At 57.7% G+C, this 17,182-nt stretch carries 20 protein-coding genes; 5 read left to right on the top strand and 15 right to left on the bottom strand.

Translation table 11 applies throughout. The features are described 5' to 3' along the window. Positions 1 to 46: 46 nt before the first annotated feature. The 13 genes from AC3WRD_RS25010 to tssA all read right to left on the bottom strand — a co-directional run bounded on the left by AC3WRD_RS25010 (position 47) and on the right by tssA (position 8,482). Positions 47 to 829 (bottom strand): hypothetical protein, encoded by a 783-nt coding sequence (locus AC3WRD_RS25010; protein WP_256580562.1) that lies wholly within the window; start codon positions 827 to 829, stop codon positions 47 to 49. Continuing rightward, positions 822 to 1,223 (bottom strand): hypothetical protein, encoded by a 402-nt coding sequence (locus AC3WRD_RS25005; protein WP_256580561.1) that lies wholly within the window; start codon positions 1,221 to 1,223, stop codon positions 822 to 824. Before AC3WRD_RS25005 ends, AC3WRD_RS25010 begins: the two co-directional genes overlap by 8 nt. After that, positions 1,220 to 1,645: a hypothetical protein gene (locus AC3WRD_RS25000; protein WP_102620675.1), complete on the bottom strand. Its 426-nt coding sequence runs from the start codon at positions 1,643 to 1,645 to the stop codon at positions 1,220 to 1,222. Before AC3WRD_RS25000 ends, AC3WRD_RS25005 begins: the two co-directional genes overlap by 4 nt. A gap of 70 nt (positions 1,646 to 1,715) precedes the next feature. Further along, positions 1,716 to 1,916 (bottom strand): hypothetical protein, encoded by a 201-nt coding sequence (locus AC3WRD_RS24995; RefSeq protein ID WP_096817204.1) that lies wholly within the window; start codon positions 1,914 to 1,916, stop codon positions 1,716 to 1,718. Between the two features lie 4 nt (positions 1,917 to 1,920). Next, the gene (locus AC3WRD_RS24990) at positions 1,921 to 2,727 is read right to left on the bottom strand and encodes a hypothetical protein (RefSeq protein ID WP_102620674.1); all 807 of its coding nucleotides are present in this window, start codon (positions 2,725 to 2,727) and stop codon (positions 1,921 to 1,923) included. Next, positions 2,724 to 3,236, bottom strand: a complete 513-nt coding sequence (locus tag AC3WRD_RS24985) for a PAAR domain-containing protein (RefSeq protein WP_096817201.1) — start codon at positions 3,234 to 3,236, stop codon at positions 2,724 to 2,726. Before AC3WRD_RS24985 ends, AC3WRD_RS24990 begins: the two co-directional genes overlap by 4 nt. 11 nt (positions 3,237 to 3,247) lie before the next feature. Continuing rightward, positions 3,248 to 3,679 (bottom strand): hypothetical protein, encoded by a 432-nt coding sequence (locus tag AC3WRD_RS24980; protein ID WP_096817199.1) that lies wholly within the window; start codon positions 3,677 to 3,679, stop codon positions 3,248 to 3,250. After that, positions 3,676 to 4,062: a hypothetical protein gene (locus AC3WRD_RS24975; protein ID WP_102620673.1), complete on the bottom strand. Its 387-nt coding sequence runs from the start codon at positions 4,060 to 4,062 to the stop codon at positions 3,676 to 3,678. Before AC3WRD_RS24975 ends, AC3WRD_RS24980 begins: the two co-directional genes overlap by 4 nt. Then, positions 4,053 to 4,451 carry a hypothetical protein gene (locus AC3WRD_RS24970; RefSeq protein ID WP_096817195.1) on the bottom strand — a complete coding sequence of 133 codons (399 nt, stop codon included), beginning with the start codon at positions 4,449 to 4,451 and terminating at the stop codon, positions 4,053 to 4,055. The genes AC3WRD_RS24975 and AC3WRD_RS24970 overlap by 10 nt, the downstream gene beginning before the upstream one ends. A gap of 11 nt (positions 4,452 to 4,462) precedes the next feature. Further along, a complete protein-coding gene (tssE, locus tag AC3WRD_RS24965) occupies positions 4,463 to 4,870 on the bottom strand; it encodes a type VI secretion system baseplate subunit TssE (RefSeq protein ID WP_007954373.1) in 408 nt (135 codons plus the stop codon). Between the two features lie 9 nt (positions 4,871 to 4,879). After that, on the bottom strand, positions 4,880 to 6,355 hold the full coding sequence (gene tssC, locus AC3WRD_RS24960; protein ID WP_096817193.1) for a type VI secretion system contractile sheath large subunit: 1,476 nt from the start codon (positions 6,353 to 6,355) through the stop codon (positions 4,880 to 4,882). A gap of 28 nt (positions 6,356 to 6,383) precedes the next feature. Then, the gene (gene tssB / locus AC3WRD_RS24955) at positions 6,384 to 6,887 is read right to left on the bottom strand and encodes a type VI secretion system contractile sheath small subunit (protein WP_096817191.1); all 504 of its coding nucleotides are present in this window, start codon (positions 6,885 to 6,887) and stop codon (positions 6,384 to 6,386) included. 32 nt (positions 6,888 to 6,919) lie between these two features. Further along, a complete protein-coding gene (gene tssA, locus AC3WRD_RS24950; protein ID WP_102620672.1) occupies positions 6,920 to 8,482 on the bottom strand; it encodes a type VI secretion system protein TssA in 1,563 nt (520 codons plus the stop codon). 717 nt (positions 8,483 to 9,199) lie between these two features. On the opposite strand from tssA, the gene tssI reads away from it, so the two are divergent. From tssI to AC3WRD_RS24925, 5 genes are all read left to right on the top strand, one after another. Next, the gene (tssI, locus tag AC3WRD_RS24945; protein WP_102620671.1) at positions 9,200 to 12,541 is read left to right on the top strand and encodes a type VI secretion system tip protein TssI/VgrG; all 3,342 of its coding nucleotides are present in this window, start codon (positions 9,200 to 9,202) and stop codon (positions 12,539 to 12,541) included. Then, on the top strand, positions 12,534 to 13,223 hold the full coding sequence (locus AC3WRD_RS24940; protein ID WP_102620670.1) for a DUF2931 family protein: 690 nt from the start codon (positions 12,534 to 12,536) through the stop codon (positions 13,221 to 13,223). Before tssI ends, AC3WRD_RS24940 begins: the two co-directional genes overlap by 8 nt. A gap of 81 nt (positions 13,224 to 13,304) precedes the next feature. Beyond that, positions 13,305 to 13,937, top strand: a complete 633-nt coding sequence (locus AC3WRD_RS24935) for a CDP-alcohol phosphatidyltransferase family protein (RefSeq protein ID WP_102620669.1) — start codon at positions 13,305 to 13,307, stop codon at positions 13,935 to 13,937. Further along, on the top strand, positions 13,924 to 14,523 hold the full coding sequence (locus AC3WRD_RS24930) for a lysophospholipid acyltransferase family protein (RefSeq protein ID WP_102620668.1): 600 nt from the start codon (positions 13,924 to 13,926) through the stop codon (positions 14,521 to 14,523). The genes AC3WRD_RS24935 and AC3WRD_RS24930 overlap by 14 nt, the downstream gene beginning before the upstream one ends. Next, on the top strand, positions 14,520 to 15,464 hold the full coding sequence (locus tag AC3WRD_RS24925; protein ID WP_102620667.1) for a phosphatidate cytidylyltransferase: 945 nt from the start codon (positions 14,520 to 14,522) through the stop codon (positions 15,462 to 15,464). Before AC3WRD_RS24930 ends, AC3WRD_RS24925 begins: the two co-directional genes overlap by 4 nt. A 101-nt stretch (positions 15,465 to 15,565) precedes the next feature. Here AC3WRD_RS24925 and AC3WRD_RS24920 read toward each other — a convergent pair whose 3' ends face one another. After that, a complete protein-coding gene (locus tag AC3WRD_RS24920; RefSeq protein ID WP_003213368.1) occupies positions 15,566 to 15,841 on the bottom strand; it encodes an HU family DNA-binding protein in 276 nt (91 codons plus the stop codon). Positions 15,842 to 16,033: 192 nt separating this feature from the next. Continuing rightward, positions 16,034 to 17,182 (bottom strand): NAD(P)/FAD-dependent oxidoreductase, encoded by a 1,149-nt coding sequence (locus AC3WRD_RS24915; RefSeq protein WP_102620666.1) that lies wholly within the window; start codon positions 17,180 to 17,182, stop codon positions 16,034 to 16,036.

Genomic DNA, 17,182 nt, shown 5'->3' with positions numbered 1-17,182 from the left:
CGCACATCGCGCTTGTCGAAGCCTGTGCACTGGTTGTTTTTGGCGATCAGGCGCATTCCGGCACCCACCAGTCTTCATAACCCTGCGTACCTGGATACAGCACCGTCGCGCCTCTGAAATCCGGAGGCTCAACAAAAACTTCAGTCACCCGAAAATTCCATTCGGACGATTCCAGCAGCGTGCCGTCAGCGGTGTACACGCGGAAAAAGTACTCACTGGCGAACAACTCGAACACACTCCCGATCAATCCCAGCTTGTGATAGCCAGGCGCGTAGGTTACGAGATAGCACTCGCCCGAATCGTTCGAGTGCCGGGTGATGGGCTCTGCCGTTACACCACCGAAAATCTTCAACCCAAGCAAAACAGTACAACTGCACACACCGACCAGCGCGGCCACCAACAGCATTCGCGATGTCGCTCGACGCGGATGAATCGTAAGCGGTTGCGCCCCAGTCTGCCGGCGCCAGCGGGTGTACACCGAATTTATGGCGCTGGTCAGCAGGATCGCGCCAACCGTCAAACCACCCGTAAGTGCGCAGTACGCCAAACCTCGGATGGGATACTGCGGCAGCAGGTAAAACAGGATCGTCAGCATCATGAAAATCACCAGGCCAAACGCAATGGCCTGGCGCTGAATGAAGACCAGAATCAGATTCAGAGAAACGAAAAAGTAGAAAATCAGGTACATCGCCATGCCAATGGCAACGCCACGCGAGGTCAGCCCACCGACCAGCTGTTTATAGGCGGGCACGGCATAGCCATTCAGGACGATATAAATCACGCAGGCCAGCACATGCACGGCCAGACCGATGACTCGACGGCTATTCATACGCAACCCCGGCCATGGCTTTATCAGCACTCAGAATCTGCGTTTGCTGAAGGTAAATAACGCCTTCACCGGCGAAGAACATCACGCTGTCGGCAGTCAGTGGCTGGCTGTTCTGGTCTCCATATTTCAGCCACCCCTGATCCCACAACGAGCCGTTTTCATTGCGGATCTGCACGAAATAATAGGGAGGTTCCGATCGGCTGATTTCTACGAACTGGCCACCGTCGGCACCCCCGCGCCAACGCGCGTTCGGGTGTTCGCTTAGCACACGCGGCTGCGCTTTGGAGAAATCCATGTAGCTGACAATCATCCCGAGCGCCACGCAGGCGAGCGCGCCCATCACCATGAGGAGGCGCTGCAGCCACATCAGTGCGAGGCGGCCTGAGCGGGTCATGCGACCACCTCCTGCGAAGGACGGGCAGGCAACGTCCGCCCCGTCAGCAGGCGGTTTTCCCAACGCAGCTCAATGACCTGCGTGAGCAGAATCGCCAGCAACGTGACGCCACCTTGGGCCACGGTGTAGAACAGCGCACGCAAGGGGTTGTGGGGCACCATCATGAACAAAATCCAGGCAACCATCAGCGCGAGCAAAGCGAGTTTGCCCCACAGGCTGGGGAGAACGGCGGCCAGTGCATTCACCCCGAAAAAAATATAAATGAACGTGTAATGCGCGATACCGATGCCCACGCCACGCGTGGTAAAGCCGCCATTGAAGGCTTTATAGGCATCGACCACAGCGTCGTTCAGGAACGTGTACGCAACACATCCTGCGACGTGGAAAGCCAGGCACATGGCAACGCGGACGTAGGTGTTCATTCCGGTTTCATGTTCCCGGAAAAAAACAGCGACAGTCTCCCCGCCGAACGACCCGCCACCGACGCCAAGGTCACACCCCTGAACTCATCATGTAATAAACCCCGATGGCAAACATCAGCGGAATAGCCATCACACACAGAAAATTCAGCACTTGATGAATCCTGTTGTTGCGAAACTTCGGAAACAGCCCCAGCAAACCAACAACAAAACAAACAAGGGCGAGATCGCCAAAATAGTTATCATCGATTAAATCAAGGAAATACCTTTCCATCTCTTTACTCCTTATTGAACTCGAGAAAATTCCAACGATAAAGTTCAAAGATGGAAAGATAATTCTCCTTCACGACTCCCGTACCTGGATTATGGTAGGTCCAGGATTCCCCAGTCTTTTCAAAGTACCCTTTTTGAACGGGAACACCTGCATACAGGATGCTCTGAGGATCAGCCATATTCATCCCGAGGGCGGTCACAATCCAGGTGAATGGTCGAACGATGGGCAAAGCGGCGTTGCCCTGACGGATATCAATCCTGTCATCAGCTACTTCAAGGGCTAGCTGAATGTGGTGAGCGATGCCCTTATCTTTGTCTTTTGCCTGAGCCAGAATATCGCCTGACATCAGCTCTGTCGGAGACGCGACTACAACGGTGTTGACATCGACTTTCTGCATGTCGCGAGCGCCATAGCTCTTCATCACCATCTCAGCGAAACCATACTGATCGGAGGTGTAATCGGAATGCTGACCTGGATTGTAATTCTCCATATTCCGGTATGTTCTAACACCCGTTGTCAATTTAACGGGAAGTCCGTACTTCTGCGCAAACTCCGACAACACCCTGATCGCAAAATCCTCACAGGTGAATTCATTATTTCTCGTCTCTCCGGCCGAGTTCTTATATTGGGAACTCATTAGCCGCTCAACGATTGCAGGTACTTCTTTATGGTAGTTGGCGATGTATGTTTCATCCCAATGCTCAGTGGTTGCCCAAAAAACCTTGAGAACAACTTCCTTGCCTGCCTGTTCGGCTTTCGGAGTGAGCGCCACCGACCTCATGGTCAACATCGAAAGTACTTCAGCACTCACTTTTCGAGCTCCTTGACTGCCGGGTGAAAATCAAAACTTTCACCTTCTTTACCACCGACCAGTTGGCTTCTACCCATTGCATCGGTTCTACCCGTAATGACTTCTCCTTTGGCGTTTCGGATGCAGTAAGGGATACCTTGCAATGGATTGCCGTCCTGATCTTTCATCACTACGTGTTGTGTGTGAGAGAACAGCATCAGCGGCAACGGCGGCACAAACGGCACCGGCGAATGCGAGTTACCAATAATCACCGTGCCGGAACCCGCCGTAACCTTGTTCCCATGCGTACCTTCGGAATCGACGGTAGCAGCTGACTTGCCGTTGATTTTTACAGTTGTGGCCAAACCGCCGACCAGCGCACCACCACACGCGGAGGCATCGCCTTCGCGGGCGGCCGCGAGGCCGTCGAAGAACACGTCGCCGGAACCGGCGGCGATCGGGTTGGTGCCGTGGCCGGGAAGCGGGCAAGCGGTGGGGTCGGATACGCGTGCTGCAGGTTTGCCAGACATCGGTGTTCTCCTTAGTTGACCTTGGCTTGATGACTGTTCATTTCTTGACCACACGCTGGAATATTCCAGCCTTCGTAACCCGTCGCTGTCGGGTAGATCGCGTGACCGTACACCCACTGCGAGCGTTCATCGGTGGTGAACTCGTTCTGCCAGAGCAACCATTCGGACGATTTCAGCAGCGTGCCGTCTTTTGCGTAGACCCGGAAAAAGGCTTCGCTGGCAAACAGCTTGAAGATCATTCCCGGTATGCCGACGGCCGAATACTGCGGAATGTAGGACTGGATGTAGCAAGTACCGGCGTCGTTCCAGTCCGTGGAGTACACGTGTGCAAGCCGAGACGCCGCCGTTTTCACGTAACAGGCAGCTGCAACCAAGGCAACGAAAGCCAGGGCAAGCAGCAGCAACGCGCTACGCCCCCACTTCACCCACGAGGAGGAACTCACGGCGCTTCCTGCCAAGGTCGCGAAATCTGCTGTTCGACCATCCAGCGAACGCTCAACGCCAACAGGCTCATGACACTTGTCAGGGCGCTATAAGCCATCGCTCTCACCGGGTTGTCAGGCAGGAAATAAAGCATGATCACGCCCACCATCACCGCGATCAAACCAAGCTTTATCGAATGCCAGGGCATAAAAAAAACTGCAGCATTGACCACAATAAAAAAATAAAACGTCAGCTCAGCAGTGATGCCAGTCCCGACACCTCGATCAGTAAAACCGCCCATATGCGCTTTATAAAAAACAACACCAAAATCATGGACGAAAAAATACAGCGCACCGACCAGCAGGTAGACAGGCAAACCCACGATGACTTTTCTCACCGGCATTCTGGAATTACCCAACTTTCCCAGCCCTCAGAGCCCGGATATAAAATCATCTCGCCTTGAAACTCCGGGGCAGCGCCTGGGTCGCCTTCCCTCATCCACAGATACCACTCCGACGTTTTCAAGAGCCGACCGTCTGTTGCGTAAACACGGTAGAAAAACTGACTGCTGAACAGTTCGAAAATACCGCCCATCACGCCCAGGAACGCGTAATCAGGTGCATATCGGGAGATATGGCATTTACCGGATTCACTTTCATAGATTTTCAATGGCTTTGCAGTCAGCGAACTGAGCACTTTCAATACGATGAACATCACCAGAAACAAGGGAACCGCCATCAGGAGAACGAACCCGGATTTTCTGGTGGAACGTGCAGCGGGTTTGCCAGACATCGGGGTTCTCCTTAGTTGACCTTCACTTGACCGCTGCCATCCAGGCGCGCGGCGAAACTGACCTGACGCTTGAAACCCTCGACTTCCAGCAGGCCTTCGATGCTGAAGGCCAGGCGAAGCTGATCGTGGTCACGCGGCAGGGAAATGACACGCACGTTGCTCAGGCGCGGCTCGTAGGCTTCGATGAAGCTTTCGATGGCCAGGCGGGCCTGACTCAGGGAGTCGTGCAGGCTCAGGCGCATGTCATTGAGATCGGGCAACCCGTAGTCGGACAGCGTTTGCACGCTGCCGGCCCGGGTGCTGAGCATTTTGGCCAGATGGGCAGCCACCGACGCCATGGCAGAAGCCTCGAGGCTCCTGCCCTTGCGTAGTTCCGCGTCGCCGTTGAGGCGTTCGAAAAGGCTGCCGTATCCGTCCATGAGTCGCTCTTACTCTTTGTCCAGCTTGCCAACCAGCGACAGGGTGAAATCGGCACCCATGTACTTGAAGTGCGGGCGCACGTTCAGGCTGACGCGGTACCAGCCCGGCTCGCCTTCAACGTCGCTGACGATCACTTGCGCAGCGCGCAGCGGACGACGGCCACGCACTTCGGCGCTCGGGTTTTCCTGGTCGGCCACGTACTGGCGGATCCACTTGTTCAGTTCCAGCTCGAGGTCGGTACGCTCTTTCCACGAACCGAGTTGCTCGCGCTGCAGCACTTTCAGGTAGTGAGCCAGGCGGTTGACGATCATCATGTACGGCAGTTGGGTGCCGAGCTTGTAGTTCAGCTCTGCAGCCTTGCCTTCTGCGCTGATGCCGAAGAACTTCGGCTTCTGCACCGAGCTTGCGGAGAAGAACGCCGCGTTGTCGGAGCCTTTACGCATGGTCAGGGAGATGAAGCCTTCCTCGGCCAGTTCGTATTCACGACGGTCGGAAACCAGAACTTCGGTAGGAATCTTGGTCTCGATTTCGCCCATGCTTTCGAAGTGGTGCAGAGGCAGGTCTTCAACGGCGCCGCCGCTCTGTGGGCCGATGATGTTCGGGCACCAGCGGAACTTGGCGAAGCTGTCAGTCAGCTTGGTGCCGAACGCGTAAGCGGTGTTGCCCCACAGGTAGTGCTCGTGGCTGTTGGCAACGTTTTCCTTGTACACGAACGATTTGACCGGGTTTTCTTCCGGGTCGTACGGGTTACGCAGCAGGAAACGCGGAACGGTCAGGCCAACGTAGCGGGAGTCTTCCGAGGTACGGAAGCTCTGCCATTTGGTGAATTGCGGGCCTTCGAAGTGATCTTTCAGATCTTTCAGGTCCGGCAGACCGGTGAAGCTTTCCAGGCCGAAGAATTTCGGGCCGGCAGCGGCGATGAACGGCGCGTGGGACATGCAAGATACGCTGGCCACGTACTGCATCAGTTTCACGTCCGGCGAGCTTGGGGACAGGTAGTAGTTGGCGATGATCGCGCCAACCGGCTGACCACCGAACTGGCCGTATTCAGCGGTGTAGATGTGCTTGTACAGGCCCGACTGCATCACTTCCGGCGAATCTTCGAAGTCGTCCAGCAGGTCGTCCTTGGAGACGTTGAGGATTTCGATCTTGATGTTTTCGCGGAAGTTGGTGCGGTCGACCAGCAGTTGCAGGCCACGCCACGACGATTCCAGCGACTGGAAGTCCGGGTGGTGCAGGATTTCGTCCATCTGACGGCTGAGCTTGGCATCGATCTCGGCGATCATGCGGTCAACCATGGCTTTCTTGACCGGCTCACCGTTGTTCTGCGGCTTGAGCAGCTCTTCGATGAACGCCGACACACCGCGCTTGGCGATGTCGTAGGCTTCGTCGTCCGGCGTCAGGCGGGTTTCGGCGATGATGCTGTCGAGGATGCTGTATTCGCCGTTTTCGGCGGCGTTCTGTTGTGCTGCGCTAGTGCTCATTGTGTTGGCTTCCTTGGCTGCTGGAGTCTCAGGCGTCCGGGGCTGCGGCGTTCAGGCCCAGCTCACCGAGTACGCGACCGCGGGATTCATCGTCGGCGAGCACGCCTTCGATGGCTTTACGGAACGCAGGTGCGTTACCCAGCGGGCCTTTGAGGGCCACCAGCGCGTCGCGCAGTTCCATCAGCTTTTTCAGCTCGGGCACTTGCTCGACCAGGCTGGCCGGGTTGAAGTCCTTCATCGAATTGACGCGCAGTTGCACGGCCAGTTCGTCAGCTTCGCCATCTTCCTGCAGACGGTTCGGTACGCTCAGTGTCAGCTGCAGCTCTTGCTTGGCCAGCACTTCGTCGAAGGTCATCTTGTCGATGCTGATCGGCTTGCGATCCTCGATCTTGCGATCGTCCTTGCGGTGGGTGTAGTCACCGATTGCCAGCAGCTTCAGCGGCAGTTCAATCTCTTCCTGAGCACCGCCGGTGGCGGGTTTGAAGGTGACGTTGATGCGTTCCTTGGGGGCTACCGAGCCTTCTTTGGCCATGGCTTTTCTCCTTGCGGTTGTGGCCCTGGGGCCTATTCGAGTACCACTTCGAGATCGAGGTGGCACAGCCTGCGATAAATCTCTTCCTTGCGTTCACGTACGGCATGGTTCTGCGGTAACAACTCGCAGCAACTGTGCAGCAGGTGCAGCACTTCCAATGCAAGATCGGGCTCCCAGGCGTGCAGGCCTGAGTCCTGTAATGTCTGATCGAGGGTTTCGAGCTGGTTCTTGGCGAGTTCGTATTTCTTGGCCAGGAAGCACAGCCGCGCGAGGGCGAACTGCCAGAAGAAGCGTTCGCGGCCGCCGTGCGCCGACTGCAGGCCCTGCTTGAGGATCTGCACCGCCGGTTTTAGGCCTTCCTTGCGCAGGATCGGCTGGACTTCTTCCAGCGCCTTTTCCCAGGCCGGCTGAGTCTGGACGTCATCGGACTCGACCTTGCGCGGCGCGCTGGCGCTTTGCAGGTGCGGCATGACGTTGCCGGCGATCCACGCCCGGGTGGACGGATCGGCGAACGGCGCGCCGTCATGGAATCGCAACTCGATGATGCCGGGCAGGCGCTGAACCAAAAGCGCGAAGTGGATTTCCACTTCGCGCATGGCGAGCTCGGCGTTGAGGTTCTGGAGGCATTCCCAGACCATTCGTTGGCCATCGAACCAGAACGGCGCCTTCGCCAGGCTCGCCTCCAGTTCCACCAGCAGGTCGGCGTATTTGCCCTGGTCAAAACGGTCCTGATACTGCTTGAGCTTGTCGACCGGCAACCCGCGCAGCATGGTGATCTGCTCGGCGTTGCGCTCGGGCACCGCGTCGATCGTCATCCACAGCAAGGTGCGGTTGAGGCGCAGGGCGCGCAGGTCGGTAGCCTTCTGCTTGAGCCACCAGGCGCACAACGGACGGGCGCTTTCCTGCTGGGCACGCAGGGCCTTGTGGGCTTCTTTCTCGTTGTCGATCGGCGCGCCGGGCGCCAGCAACTGGCTGGCGGCCTGTTTGACCTGCGCCACCGCCGCGCCCACAACACCGGGGGCCGGCTGGTTGTCGGCGGCGCGCTGGATCATGGTTTTCAGGCGGCGGGAGAGCGGCAGCAGCAGCGGCGCATCATCGCCCAGATGTTCGGTACAGGCCGCATCGAGACCGGACAGATGCTCGGACAACTGCCGGAACATCGGCAACTGTTCCTTGATCGCGATGTTCTCGGTGATCACCTGCTCCAGACGCGGCACCAACCAGCCGATGGCAGCAGCCCGGGTGCGGGGTTTGAGCGGATGGACCTCGGCCCAATTATTTTCCGACAAGTGGTGCAGCAAACCGAGGCCGGCGAGCAGCCCGGGGAAGGATTCACGCTGGTACAACGACCAGGCGAGCCAGGCCCCAACGCGCAAATCCTTGGATTGGGTACGCAGCAGGTTTTCGCTGTTTTCGCGGATTTTCAGCCAGTCGATCTGCCCGCTTTCGTGCATCGACGAGGCTTTGGCCAGCTCGCTTTCCAGGGCCTCGAATTCGCTCGAAAAACGAACGTCTTCGCCCGCGAAATTCTCTTTGGAAACAGAGACTTTAGCGAGTTCGAGGTAATGGGCGGAAAGTTTGCTTGAGTAGGACATCCATGGCCTTTATTTGGATTACGGTCGTGCGCCTATTGGAGTTGCTGCGGCGCGGGGACAGTATCGAAGAGCAGTGAGAAGACTCATCCAATTGAGTGTGTGCTCTTTCAAGTGCGCGCATCGTAATCACAATGATGGCCACTAGCAAGCATCCGATTAAACAACAAGACGAACTGTTCATTGGGGTGTGTAGGAGATCGCCCTATATGTGACAGGGGTTTCCCCGATATCGGTTTATATTTCACATTTTCGGCCTCCAACCCCGTAAGCATTGATCTAGAGCGCCCAGCAAAAGCCAGCAACAGTGATGGCACGCCCGTTCCATAAATACGGATGAAAGCATGACAAAACCGGAAAAAATTTGAAGTAGGACGCTTCCGAAAATACACCCTCATCTATTAACAAATGAATGGCGACAACTGCGGACAATAAAAGTGCCATCAAATTGATGGCAATTCATATGTTGAATATTGTTGGAATACCTGCTCAGACAGGATTATCGCGCGGGTTCTTTATCGCCTGGAATCACTTTCCCACAGGCATTTCCCACAACCCTGAGGTTGTTTTACAACACGGAATACTCCGACTTAATCCAGGGACTCTTCTTACATAAATTTGTTTCATGCCTTGTTAGCGTGCCGGGCAATGTTCGCGTGCGCAGACCAGGGAGGGTTTTGACATCACGCCAAATTTCCCTCTCTGCTTAAGGACAAGCGTATGTCTGGAGCTGTCAGTTCTGCGCGCTTTACGCTGCAGATCCCCGCCGTTCGCAACGACTTCAAGGTACTGGCTCTCGAAGGCTCCGAGGCCGTCAGCACGCTTTATGCCATCAAGGTTGAACTCGTCAGCGAGGTCCCTGACTTCGACGTGGAAAGTTTGCTGGGGCAGCCGGCGTTCCTGCGATTCGGGCTGGACGGCGAAGGTATTCATGGGCGCATCGAGAATGTGCAGGCCGGTGAGTCGGAAAAGCGACTGTCGCACTATGGCCTGACACTGGTTCCAGAGCTTCACTATTTGCAGTTCAGTCACGACCAACGGATTTTCCAGAACCAGACTGTCCCGCAGATCATCACGCAAGTGCTCAAACGGCACGGCATCCTTGCCGATGCGTTCAGGTTCCATGTCCAGACCTTGCCACCACGTGCGTATTGCACCCAGTACGGTGAAACCGATTTCGAGTTCATCCAGCGGTTGTGCGCCGAAGAAGGTATTGCGTGGCATCACCAACACTCGGCCGAGGGGCATCTGCTGCTGTTCACCGATGACACGGTGTTCCTGCCAACTCTGCGTGCGACTCCCTATCGGCAGGATTGTGGGATGGTGCCCGAGCACCCGGTGGTCAGCCGGTTTTCGCTGCACGCCCGAACACGCACCAGTCATGTCACACGCCGCGATTACGACCTGAAACGCCCGCATCTCTTGCTGGAAAGCCGCTTCAGCGCCGGGTTCACGCCGCGACTTGAAGACTATCGCTACCCATTAGCGATGGAGAACGAAAAGCGCGGCAAACAACTTGCCCGTCAGGCCCTGGAGCGCCATCGCGCCGACTATGAAACGGCCGAGGGCCAGAGCAACCAGCCGACCCTGCGCTGTGGTTACTTGTTCGAGCTGACCGAACACACCCGCAAGAAATGCAACGGCCTTTGGCAGTTGCTTGAAGTCACCCACACCGGGCGACAACCTCAAGTGCTGGAGGAATCGGCCACTAACGAACTCAAGCCCACCGACGGTTTCACCCAGGGATACCGCAACAGCTTCCGCGCCATTCCTGCCGATGTGGTTTTCCGCCCGCCTCTGCCTGCACACCGGCCACCGCTGGTGAGCCAGACCGCGCGGGTGACCGGGCCAAAAGGTGAAGAGATCTACTGCGATGAATTCGGTCGCGTGAAGATCGAATTCCCCTGGGACCGGGCCGAATTGAACAGCGAACGCAGCAGTTGCTGGGTACGCGTGTCGTCGAGCTGGGCTGGAAACGGCTTCGGTGCCGTCACCCCTCCCCGTGTCGGGATGGAAGTGGTGGTGACCTTTCTGGAGGGCGACCCCGACCATCCGCTGATTACCGGCTGCGTGATCAACAGGGTCACGCCCGCGCCTTACAAGCTGCCCGAGCACAAGACCCGAACCGTGCTGCGCAGTCGCAGCTCACCCGACACCGGCGGCTACAACGAACTGACGCTTGAAGACCGTGCCGGCCAGGAACTGGTTTATCTGCGCGCCCAACGTGACATGGAGCGGCAGATTCTCCATGACAGTCGGCTGGAGGTTGGGCGGGATCGATGGGAAAACATCCAGGGCAGCAGCCAGACGACTGCCGGAAAAATCATCGCCGTCGAGGCGGGCCAACAGGTGCAGATCAAGGCCGGCGCCAGCGTGGTACTGGATGCGGGCGCCTGCATCACGCTGAACGCGGGCGGTCATCACATCGTGATCGATGAGGGCGGGATCTTCAGCAGTACCGAGATTGTGACGGGTGGAAAGTTATCCGCAGGTGAAGCAACTGGACTTCCAGCGGCCGAAATGGCGGCGGCCCTGGCCGCTGGACAGGCGGCTGCCTCTACTCAAGCTCCGGAGAACGGCGAACTCGAAGAAGAGGAAGAAGAAGTCGAGTTGGAGGATGAAAAGCCTGCCGGGATTACGTTGCGGATCGGCGTGTTTTTCGATGGGACGGGGAACAATCTGTTCAACAGCGAGCAGGTGAAAGGTTGCTATGCGCGGGATGTGAATCTTGAAGAGGAAGCCGAGGACATTCAACAGTTCTGCCAGATGCATGGGTATGACGGACAGGGCAATGTGCCGGATAGCAGTTATGGGAATGACACTAGCAATGTGGCGAAGTTGTATAGGTTGTATCGCGATGACCAAGGACGGCGACTGGCAGAAGAAGAAACCATCTGGCACCTACCGATTTACTTTGATGGCATAGGTACGAGTGCCAATGAGGACGACTCGGTGTTTTCGCAAATGACCGGCACAGGTGCACAAGGTGTATTGGCGAGAGTCAAGCAAAGCCCAGCGAGCATCATTGCCGGGATTCGCGTTTTTGAGCTGGCAAACCCGACCTTGAAAGTGGAATCCGTTCAGTTCGACATCTTCGGCTTCAGCCGCGGTGCCGCTGCTGCGAGACACTTCGCCAATGAAGTAATGAAAGGCGAGCAAAGCCCGCTGGCGCAATTACTTCCCGCGGGCTCGTCACTGTTCCTTGAGAGCTTCTCCTGGCGGGCCAACATCGATGTCAGCATCAACTTCATCGGCATCTTCGACACCGCTGCCGCCATAGGAAGCATGGCTGACGGCGATTTCAGCGTCCATGACGCCAACAACCCCGGAGTCAATCTGTATCTGGCGCCGGACATTGCAAAGAAAGTTGTGCACCTGGTTGCCCGGGACGAACGCCGCCACAACTTTTCGCTCAACAGCGGTGGAAGCGCCGACATTGTGTTGCCGGGCGTCCACTCCGACTTGGGCGGCGGGTACTTACCGAATCTTGTTGAACGGGTACTGCTGAGCAAGCCGCGCTGCAGTCGCGACGTGGATTTTGATACCCCCTCGTCGTCGACCAATGCTTATCGATTGGCCGAGCAAGAACTCGGCAGGCTTCAGGACCAACTGCATCTCTATGGGCTGACGCTTCAAGTCAAAACCTGGGCGGTGGAAACGGTCAGCAACGTCAAGGGCGATCGGCGCAAATCAAAGAATGTGTATGCGGCGGTTTACAGCGAACGAGTCGTGCGCAATGACCTGTCCCTGATATACCTGCGAATCATGCGGGAGCTGGCGAGCCGGCACGGGGTCGAGTTCGAAACGATTAGCCAAGAATCTCAGAGTTACCCGTTACCGGAAGAGCTCATAGGTATCGCTCGAAAAATGATGACGTTTGCGCTGGGTGAATCCCGCAGTCTCGATCTGAGCCTGAACGAGCATGCGCTACTCGCTCAACGCTACATTCATCTGTCATCCAACTGGAATGCTGCGAAGGGACTCAACGAAACCGGGCTGAGCATCCTGTTTATCAACCGCCCCGCCGATCAGTCTGTTCGTGTGGTGCACCCCAATGCGTGAGAACTCGTACATGCTCAAGATTGGCTTTGCATTGATATTCATTGTGTTGCTGGGCGGCTGCACATCCGGTGGTACAAGATCGCTGCCTTATGACGGCTGGATGCTCAGGTTTTTCACACCCGACTACATGGAGGCCTGGATCGAAAATGCTGACGTCGTGGACGTCAACAAACGCGTGTTTCTGGACGCAGCCGGAGGAGTTCCAGCCTTTGCCTATCCTCGACCGTACAGCAAAGGCGTGCCCACCACTTTCCGTGGGCAGGCACCAGGATGGCCGGAACATCCGGTAGGCAAAGGTCGACGTGTCACGGGGGCCGCGCTGCCCTATCTGGTCTTCGTCCGCTGGCAGTCTATGGCCGAACCACAGACTTACAAAGCCTTCATAAAAATCCCGGACTCAGTGCGCCAGATCATGCTCAAGGGTGAGAGAGTTTTCTGTCGGGCTGACGGCAAGTGGATCACGGATTACCGAAATATGATGGTCATCGGCCTCGCGCCAGGCGGCATCGCCAAGGTCTGGCTGGGCGGCCAGTGTCTTTTGTCGACCGAAGTCATGCGGGTCCAGGGCAAGATCGATCCCAAAGGTCCCTACGGTGGCAAGACCAACGGAAGACACAGGCAGCTCTATGAAGAATCCAAAGCCTACATCGAAAAATACGGCATCCCCTACGATTCCTGGTGACCACCCGATTGTCAGGCACCGTCTACCGCCAGCGACCACAATAAACTCACTGCAACTCATCACTGATACGGACATTGGCAAATGGATGAAAACAGAAGGCCCATCAAGACGCGCTCGGCGGGCTGGGCGAAACGCTTCACGGATGAACTGGTCAAGCGGGACATTTCCCCCAACCAGATCTCTGTCATCAGCATGCTCTTCGCGCTGTTCGGTGCCGTGACGCTGAACATCGATAACGGCGTGGCCGGTTCGATCCTGTGCATCGTCGGCATTCAATTGCGGCTGTTGTGCAATCTGTTCGACGGGATGGTGGCGATCGAGGGCGGCAAGCAGTCGGCCATTGGCAGCCTGTACAACGAGTTTCCGGATCGGGTGGCGGACAGCCTGCTGATCGTCGGGCTGGGTTTTGCCATCGGGCAGTCCGATCTTGGCTGGTTTGCCGCGCTGGCCGCCGCGTTGACGGCGTATGTCCGGGTCTTCGGCGGTTCACTCGGGCTCACGCAAAGCTTCATGGGGCCGATGGCCAAGCAGCACCGGATGGCAGTGATGACGGTGGCCTTGGTGTTGAACGTGTTCGAAACCAGTTACTACGCGACGCACTACGCTTTGCTGATCGCGCTGGTGATCATCGCCCTTGGCTCAGTCGCCACCTGCGTGACGCGAACCCTGGCCATCGCCAGACAACTGAAGGGGAACGCCCATGTGGATCAGTAATGCACTGATTTCGGTGTTGCGCTTCTTGATCGGCGTGACCGCCCGCTGGGAAAGCCCACCGGACCTCTCGCGCCAGCGCATCTATTTCGCCAACCACACCAGCCACATGGACACCCTGGCGATCATCGCCGCGCTGCCTCCGGAAGCCCGGGTGAACGTGAAGCCGGTGGCCGCCGCCGACTACTGGGGCAAGAACCGCTTCCTGTCGTACATCTCGCAGAAAGGCCTGAATGCGGTGCTGATCGAACGCAATCCGGCGCCGGGCGTCAACGTGCTGGAACCGATCTTCGACGTGGTGCGCGCAGGTCATTCGATCATCATCTTCCCCGAAGGCACCCGCTCGACGCAGGCGTTGCCCGGTGAGTTCAAATCCGGAATCTTCCGTTTGGCCGAGACCTTCCCCGAGGTCGATCTGGTGCCGATCTACCTGGAAAACCTGCATCGCTCGATGCCAAAAGGCAAACACGTACCTTTGCCGATCATTTGCACGATCCGCATCGGCGACCCGCTGCAACGGATTGCAGGCGAGGAGAAACAGGTGTTCCTGGAGCGGGCGCGTGACGCCATCGTGAGGTTGTCGAAATGAGTCTGGAAACCAAGTTCCTGTGGTTCTTCGCGGCAATCGCCGGGTTGCTGGCGGTGGCTTCGCTGATTGGCGGCGTACTGGCCAGACGCGCAAAGAGCGAAAGCTCGATCGCAACCATCGAAAACCTCAACCAGCGTGTAAATGCCTGGTGGGGGATGGTCATTATTTTCTTCGTGTCCTGGCTGCTCGGCCCCAATGCGACGGTGGTGTTGTTCGGTTTCATTTCGCTGTTTGCACTGCGTGAGTTCATCACGCTGACGCCCACGGCGCGTGGTGATCATAACGCGCTGTTTTCGGCGTTTTTCATTCTGATCCCGCTGCAATACCTGCTGATCGGCACTCATTGGTATTCGATGTTCACCCTGCTGGTACCGGTGTACGCCTTCCTGCTGCTGCCGGCGATTGCCGTGCTGAGCCAGGACACCGAGGGTTTTCTGGAGCGCACGGCGAAGATTCAGTGGGGCGTGATGATCTGCATCTACTGCATCAGCCATGCGCCCGCGCTGTTGTTGCTGGATCTGCAGGGATTCCAGGGCCAGAACGCACTGCTGCTGTTCTACCTGGTGTTCGTGGTGCAGATGAGTGACGTGCTGCAGTACGTGTTCGGCAAGCTCTTCGGTAAACGCAAGGTGGCGCCGCTGGTGAGCCCGTCGAAAACCGTAGAGGGGCTGGTCGGTGGCGGGCTCTCCGCCACGCTGATCGGTGGCTGCATGTTCTGGATGACGCCGTTCAGCTTCTGGCAATCGCTGCTGATGTCGCTGGTCATTGTGGTGATGGGTTTCCTCGGCGGCCTGGTCATGTCCGCGATCAAGCGCAGCCTGAGCGCGAAAGATTGGGGCACGATGATCAAGGGCCACGGCGGGATGCTCGACCGGATGGACTCGATCTGCTTCGCCGCACCGATTTTCTTTCACCTGACCCGGTACTTTTTCTCGGTCTGAGCCGTGCAATTGCTACAGGCACAAAAAATGGGCACCCGACCGCAATCGGTGTGCCCATTTTTTCATTACGGTTCTCCCCGTGATTCAGGAGTGCGCCGCAATTATGGATTGACGCTGTCTTTCAACGATTTGCCTGGCTTGAACGCAACGGTGTTGCTGGCCTTGATCTTCACCGGCTCACCGGTTTGCGGGTTTTTGCCGGTGCGGGCACCGCGATGGCGTTGCAGGAAGGTGCCGAAGCCCACCAGCGTGACGCTGTCCTTGCGATGCAGGGCGCCGGTGATTTCTTCGAGGACGGCGTTGAGAACGCGGTTGGCCTGCTCTTTGGTCAGATCCGCTTTTTCAGCGATTGCAGCGGCGAGTTCTGGTTTACGCATTAGTGAAGCCCCTTTGAGTCGGTTTTTTGTTGTTATGTCCGTGCTGTTCTCGTTGGAACAGCGCCCAAGGCGCCGCAGGCTCTACTCTGCGGCAGACGGGAGTGAGGATGGCACGCGGTTAAGGGCGGCGCCAGTCTCCCCGCGACCTTTGTGGGGGCAAAAGCGGGGTGATTCCGACAGAACGACCAGTATTTACGCCAGCAAGGCCGGAAGCTGTTTGTTCAGCGCGAGTTTTTCCATCACCGCCGCGCCCGTCAGTGCATAACCGAGCAATTGCCCTTCTGCGTCGTGACACAGCGCCTTGACGTCGCCGCCCTGCCCTTCGACCGTCCAGACGCCTTCGCGGCCCCGTGGCGGCGGCGAAACCACCAGCGGGCAGACCGGCGTTTTAACCGTGATCGGCATCGGTCCGTAGTTGACCGCCGTCGGGTTGCCGGCCAGGGTCTGTGCCAGCGCTCGCGCACAACTCATGAGGGGCATTACGTACAAAAGATTCAGCCCGTCGACCTCGGCGCAGTCGCCCAAGGCGTAAATGTTGGCGTGAGAGGTTTGCAGATGGCGGTCGACCATCACGCCGCGATTGGTCTGGATACCGGCGGCTGCCGCCAGATCGATCCGCGGGCGCAGACCGATGGCCGACACCACCACATCGCAAGGGACAACCTGGCCGTCGGACAGGTGGGCTTCCAGTCCATCGGCGACTTTTTGCAGTCGGGTCAGCACCGGGCCGAGGTGGAAACGCGCACCGAGGCTTTCCAGCCCGGCCTGCACCGCTGCCGCAGCGGCCGGGTGCAGCAGGGTCGGCATCACTTGCTCGCACGGCGCAACCAGTTGTACCTCATAACCGCCGAGGATCAGGTCGTTGGCGAACTCACAGCCGATCAGGCCGGCACCGAGCAGCAACACCCGACGCTTGCCCGCCGCCGCCGCGCGAAACCGTGCGTAGTCTTCGAGATCGTTGATCGGGAACACAAGATCCGCGCCATCGCCTTCAATCGGCACACGCACGGTTTCGGCGCCCCAGGCGAGGATCAGGTCGCGATAGCTCACCGCTTCCTCACCGATCCACAACCGCTTGTGGCCCGCGTCGATACCGCTGATGCGGGTGTGGGTGCGAATCTCGGCCTTCAATTGCTCGGCCATGGCGCCAGGTTCGGCCATGCTCAGGCCGTCGGCGTCCTTGTTCTTGCCAAAGCCGGTGGAGAGCATCGGCTTGGAGTAGGAACGACCGTCATCGGCGGTAATCAACAGCAGCGGGGTTTCGCCATCGAGTTTGCGAAACTCGCGGGCCAGGTTGTAACCCGCCAGCCCGGTGCCGACGATTACGACAGGTGCGCTCAT

Source organism: Pseudomonas sp. FW215-R2, assembly GCF_058789255.1.
This window is presented reverse-complemented; position numbering and strand designations above follow the sequence as displayed.

Excerpts from the sequence above, each read along its gene's own strand:
- AC3WRD_RS25010 (WP_256580562.1), bottom strand. The coding sequence starts at position 829 with ATGAATAGCCGTCGAGTCATCGGTCTGGCCGTGCATGTGCTGGCCTGC.
- AC3WRD_RS25005 (WP_256580561.1), bottom strand. The coding sequence starts at position 1,223 with ATGACCCGCTCAGGCCGCCTCGCACTGATGTGGCTGCAGCGCCTCCTC.
- AC3WRD_RS25000 (WP_102620675.1), bottom strand. The coding sequence starts at position 1,645 with ATGAACACCTACGTCCGCGTTGCCATGTGCCTGGCTTTCCACGTCGCA.
- AC3WRD_RS24995 (WP_096817204.1), bottom strand. The coding sequence starts at position 1,916 with ATGGAAAGGTATTTCCTTGATTTAATCGATGATAACTATTTTGGCGAT.
- AC3WRD_RS24985 (WP_096817201.1), bottom strand. The coding sequence starts at position 3,236 with ATGTCTGGCAAACCTGCAGCACGCGTATCCGACCCCACCGCTTGCCCG.
- AC3WRD_RS24975 (WP_102620673.1), bottom strand. The coding sequence starts at position 4,062 with ATGCCGGTGAGAAAAGTCATCGTGGGTTTGCCTGTCTACCTGCTGGTC.
- AC3WRD_RS24970 (WP_096817195.1), bottom strand. The coding sequence starts at position 4,451 with ATGTCTGGCAAACCCGCTGCACGTTCCACCAGAAAATCCGGGTTCGTT.
- tssE (WP_007954373.1), bottom strand. The coding sequence starts at position 4,870 with ATGGACGGATACGGCAGCCTTTTCGAACGCCTCAACGGCGACGCGGAA.
- tssC (WP_096817193.1), bottom strand. The coding sequence starts at position 6,355 with ATGAGCACTAGCGCAGCACAACAGAACGCCGCCGAAAACGGCGAATAC.
- tssB (WP_096817191.1), bottom strand. The coding sequence starts at position 6,887 with ATGGCCAAAGAAGGCTCGGTAGCCCCCAAGGAACGCATCAACGTCACC.
- tssA (WP_102620672.1), bottom strand. The coding sequence starts at position 8,482 with ATGTCCTACTCAAGCAAACTTTCCGCCCATTACCTCGAACTCGCTAAA.
- tssI (WP_102620671.1), top strand. The coding sequence starts at position 9,200 with ATGTCTGGAGCTGTCAGTTCTGCGCGCTTTACGCTGCAGATCCCCGCC.
- AC3WRD_RS24940 (WP_102620670.1), top strand. The coding sequence starts at position 12,534 with ATGCGTGAGAACTCGTACATGCTCAAGATTGGCTTTGCATTGATATTC.
- AC3WRD_RS24935 (WP_102620669.1), top strand. The coding sequence starts at position 13,305 with ATGGATGAAAACAGAAGGCCCATCAAGACGCGCTCGGCGGGCTGGGCG.
- AC3WRD_RS24930 (WP_102620668.1), top strand. The coding sequence starts at position 13,924 with ATGTGGATCAGTAATGCACTGATTTCGGTGTTGCGCTTCTTGATCGGC.
- AC3WRD_RS24925 (WP_102620667.1), top strand. The coding sequence starts at position 14,520 with ATGAGTCTGGAAACCAAGTTCCTGTGGTTCTTCGCGGCAATCGCCGGG.
- AC3WRD_RS24920 (WP_003213368.1), bottom strand. The coding sequence starts at position 15,841 with ATGCGTAAACCAGAACTCGCCGCTGCAATCGCTGAAAAAGCGGATCTG.
- AC3WRD_RS24915 (WP_102620666.1), bottom strand. The coding sequence starts at position 17,182 with ATGAGCGCACCTGTCGTAATCGTCGGCACCGGGCTGGCGGGTTACAAC.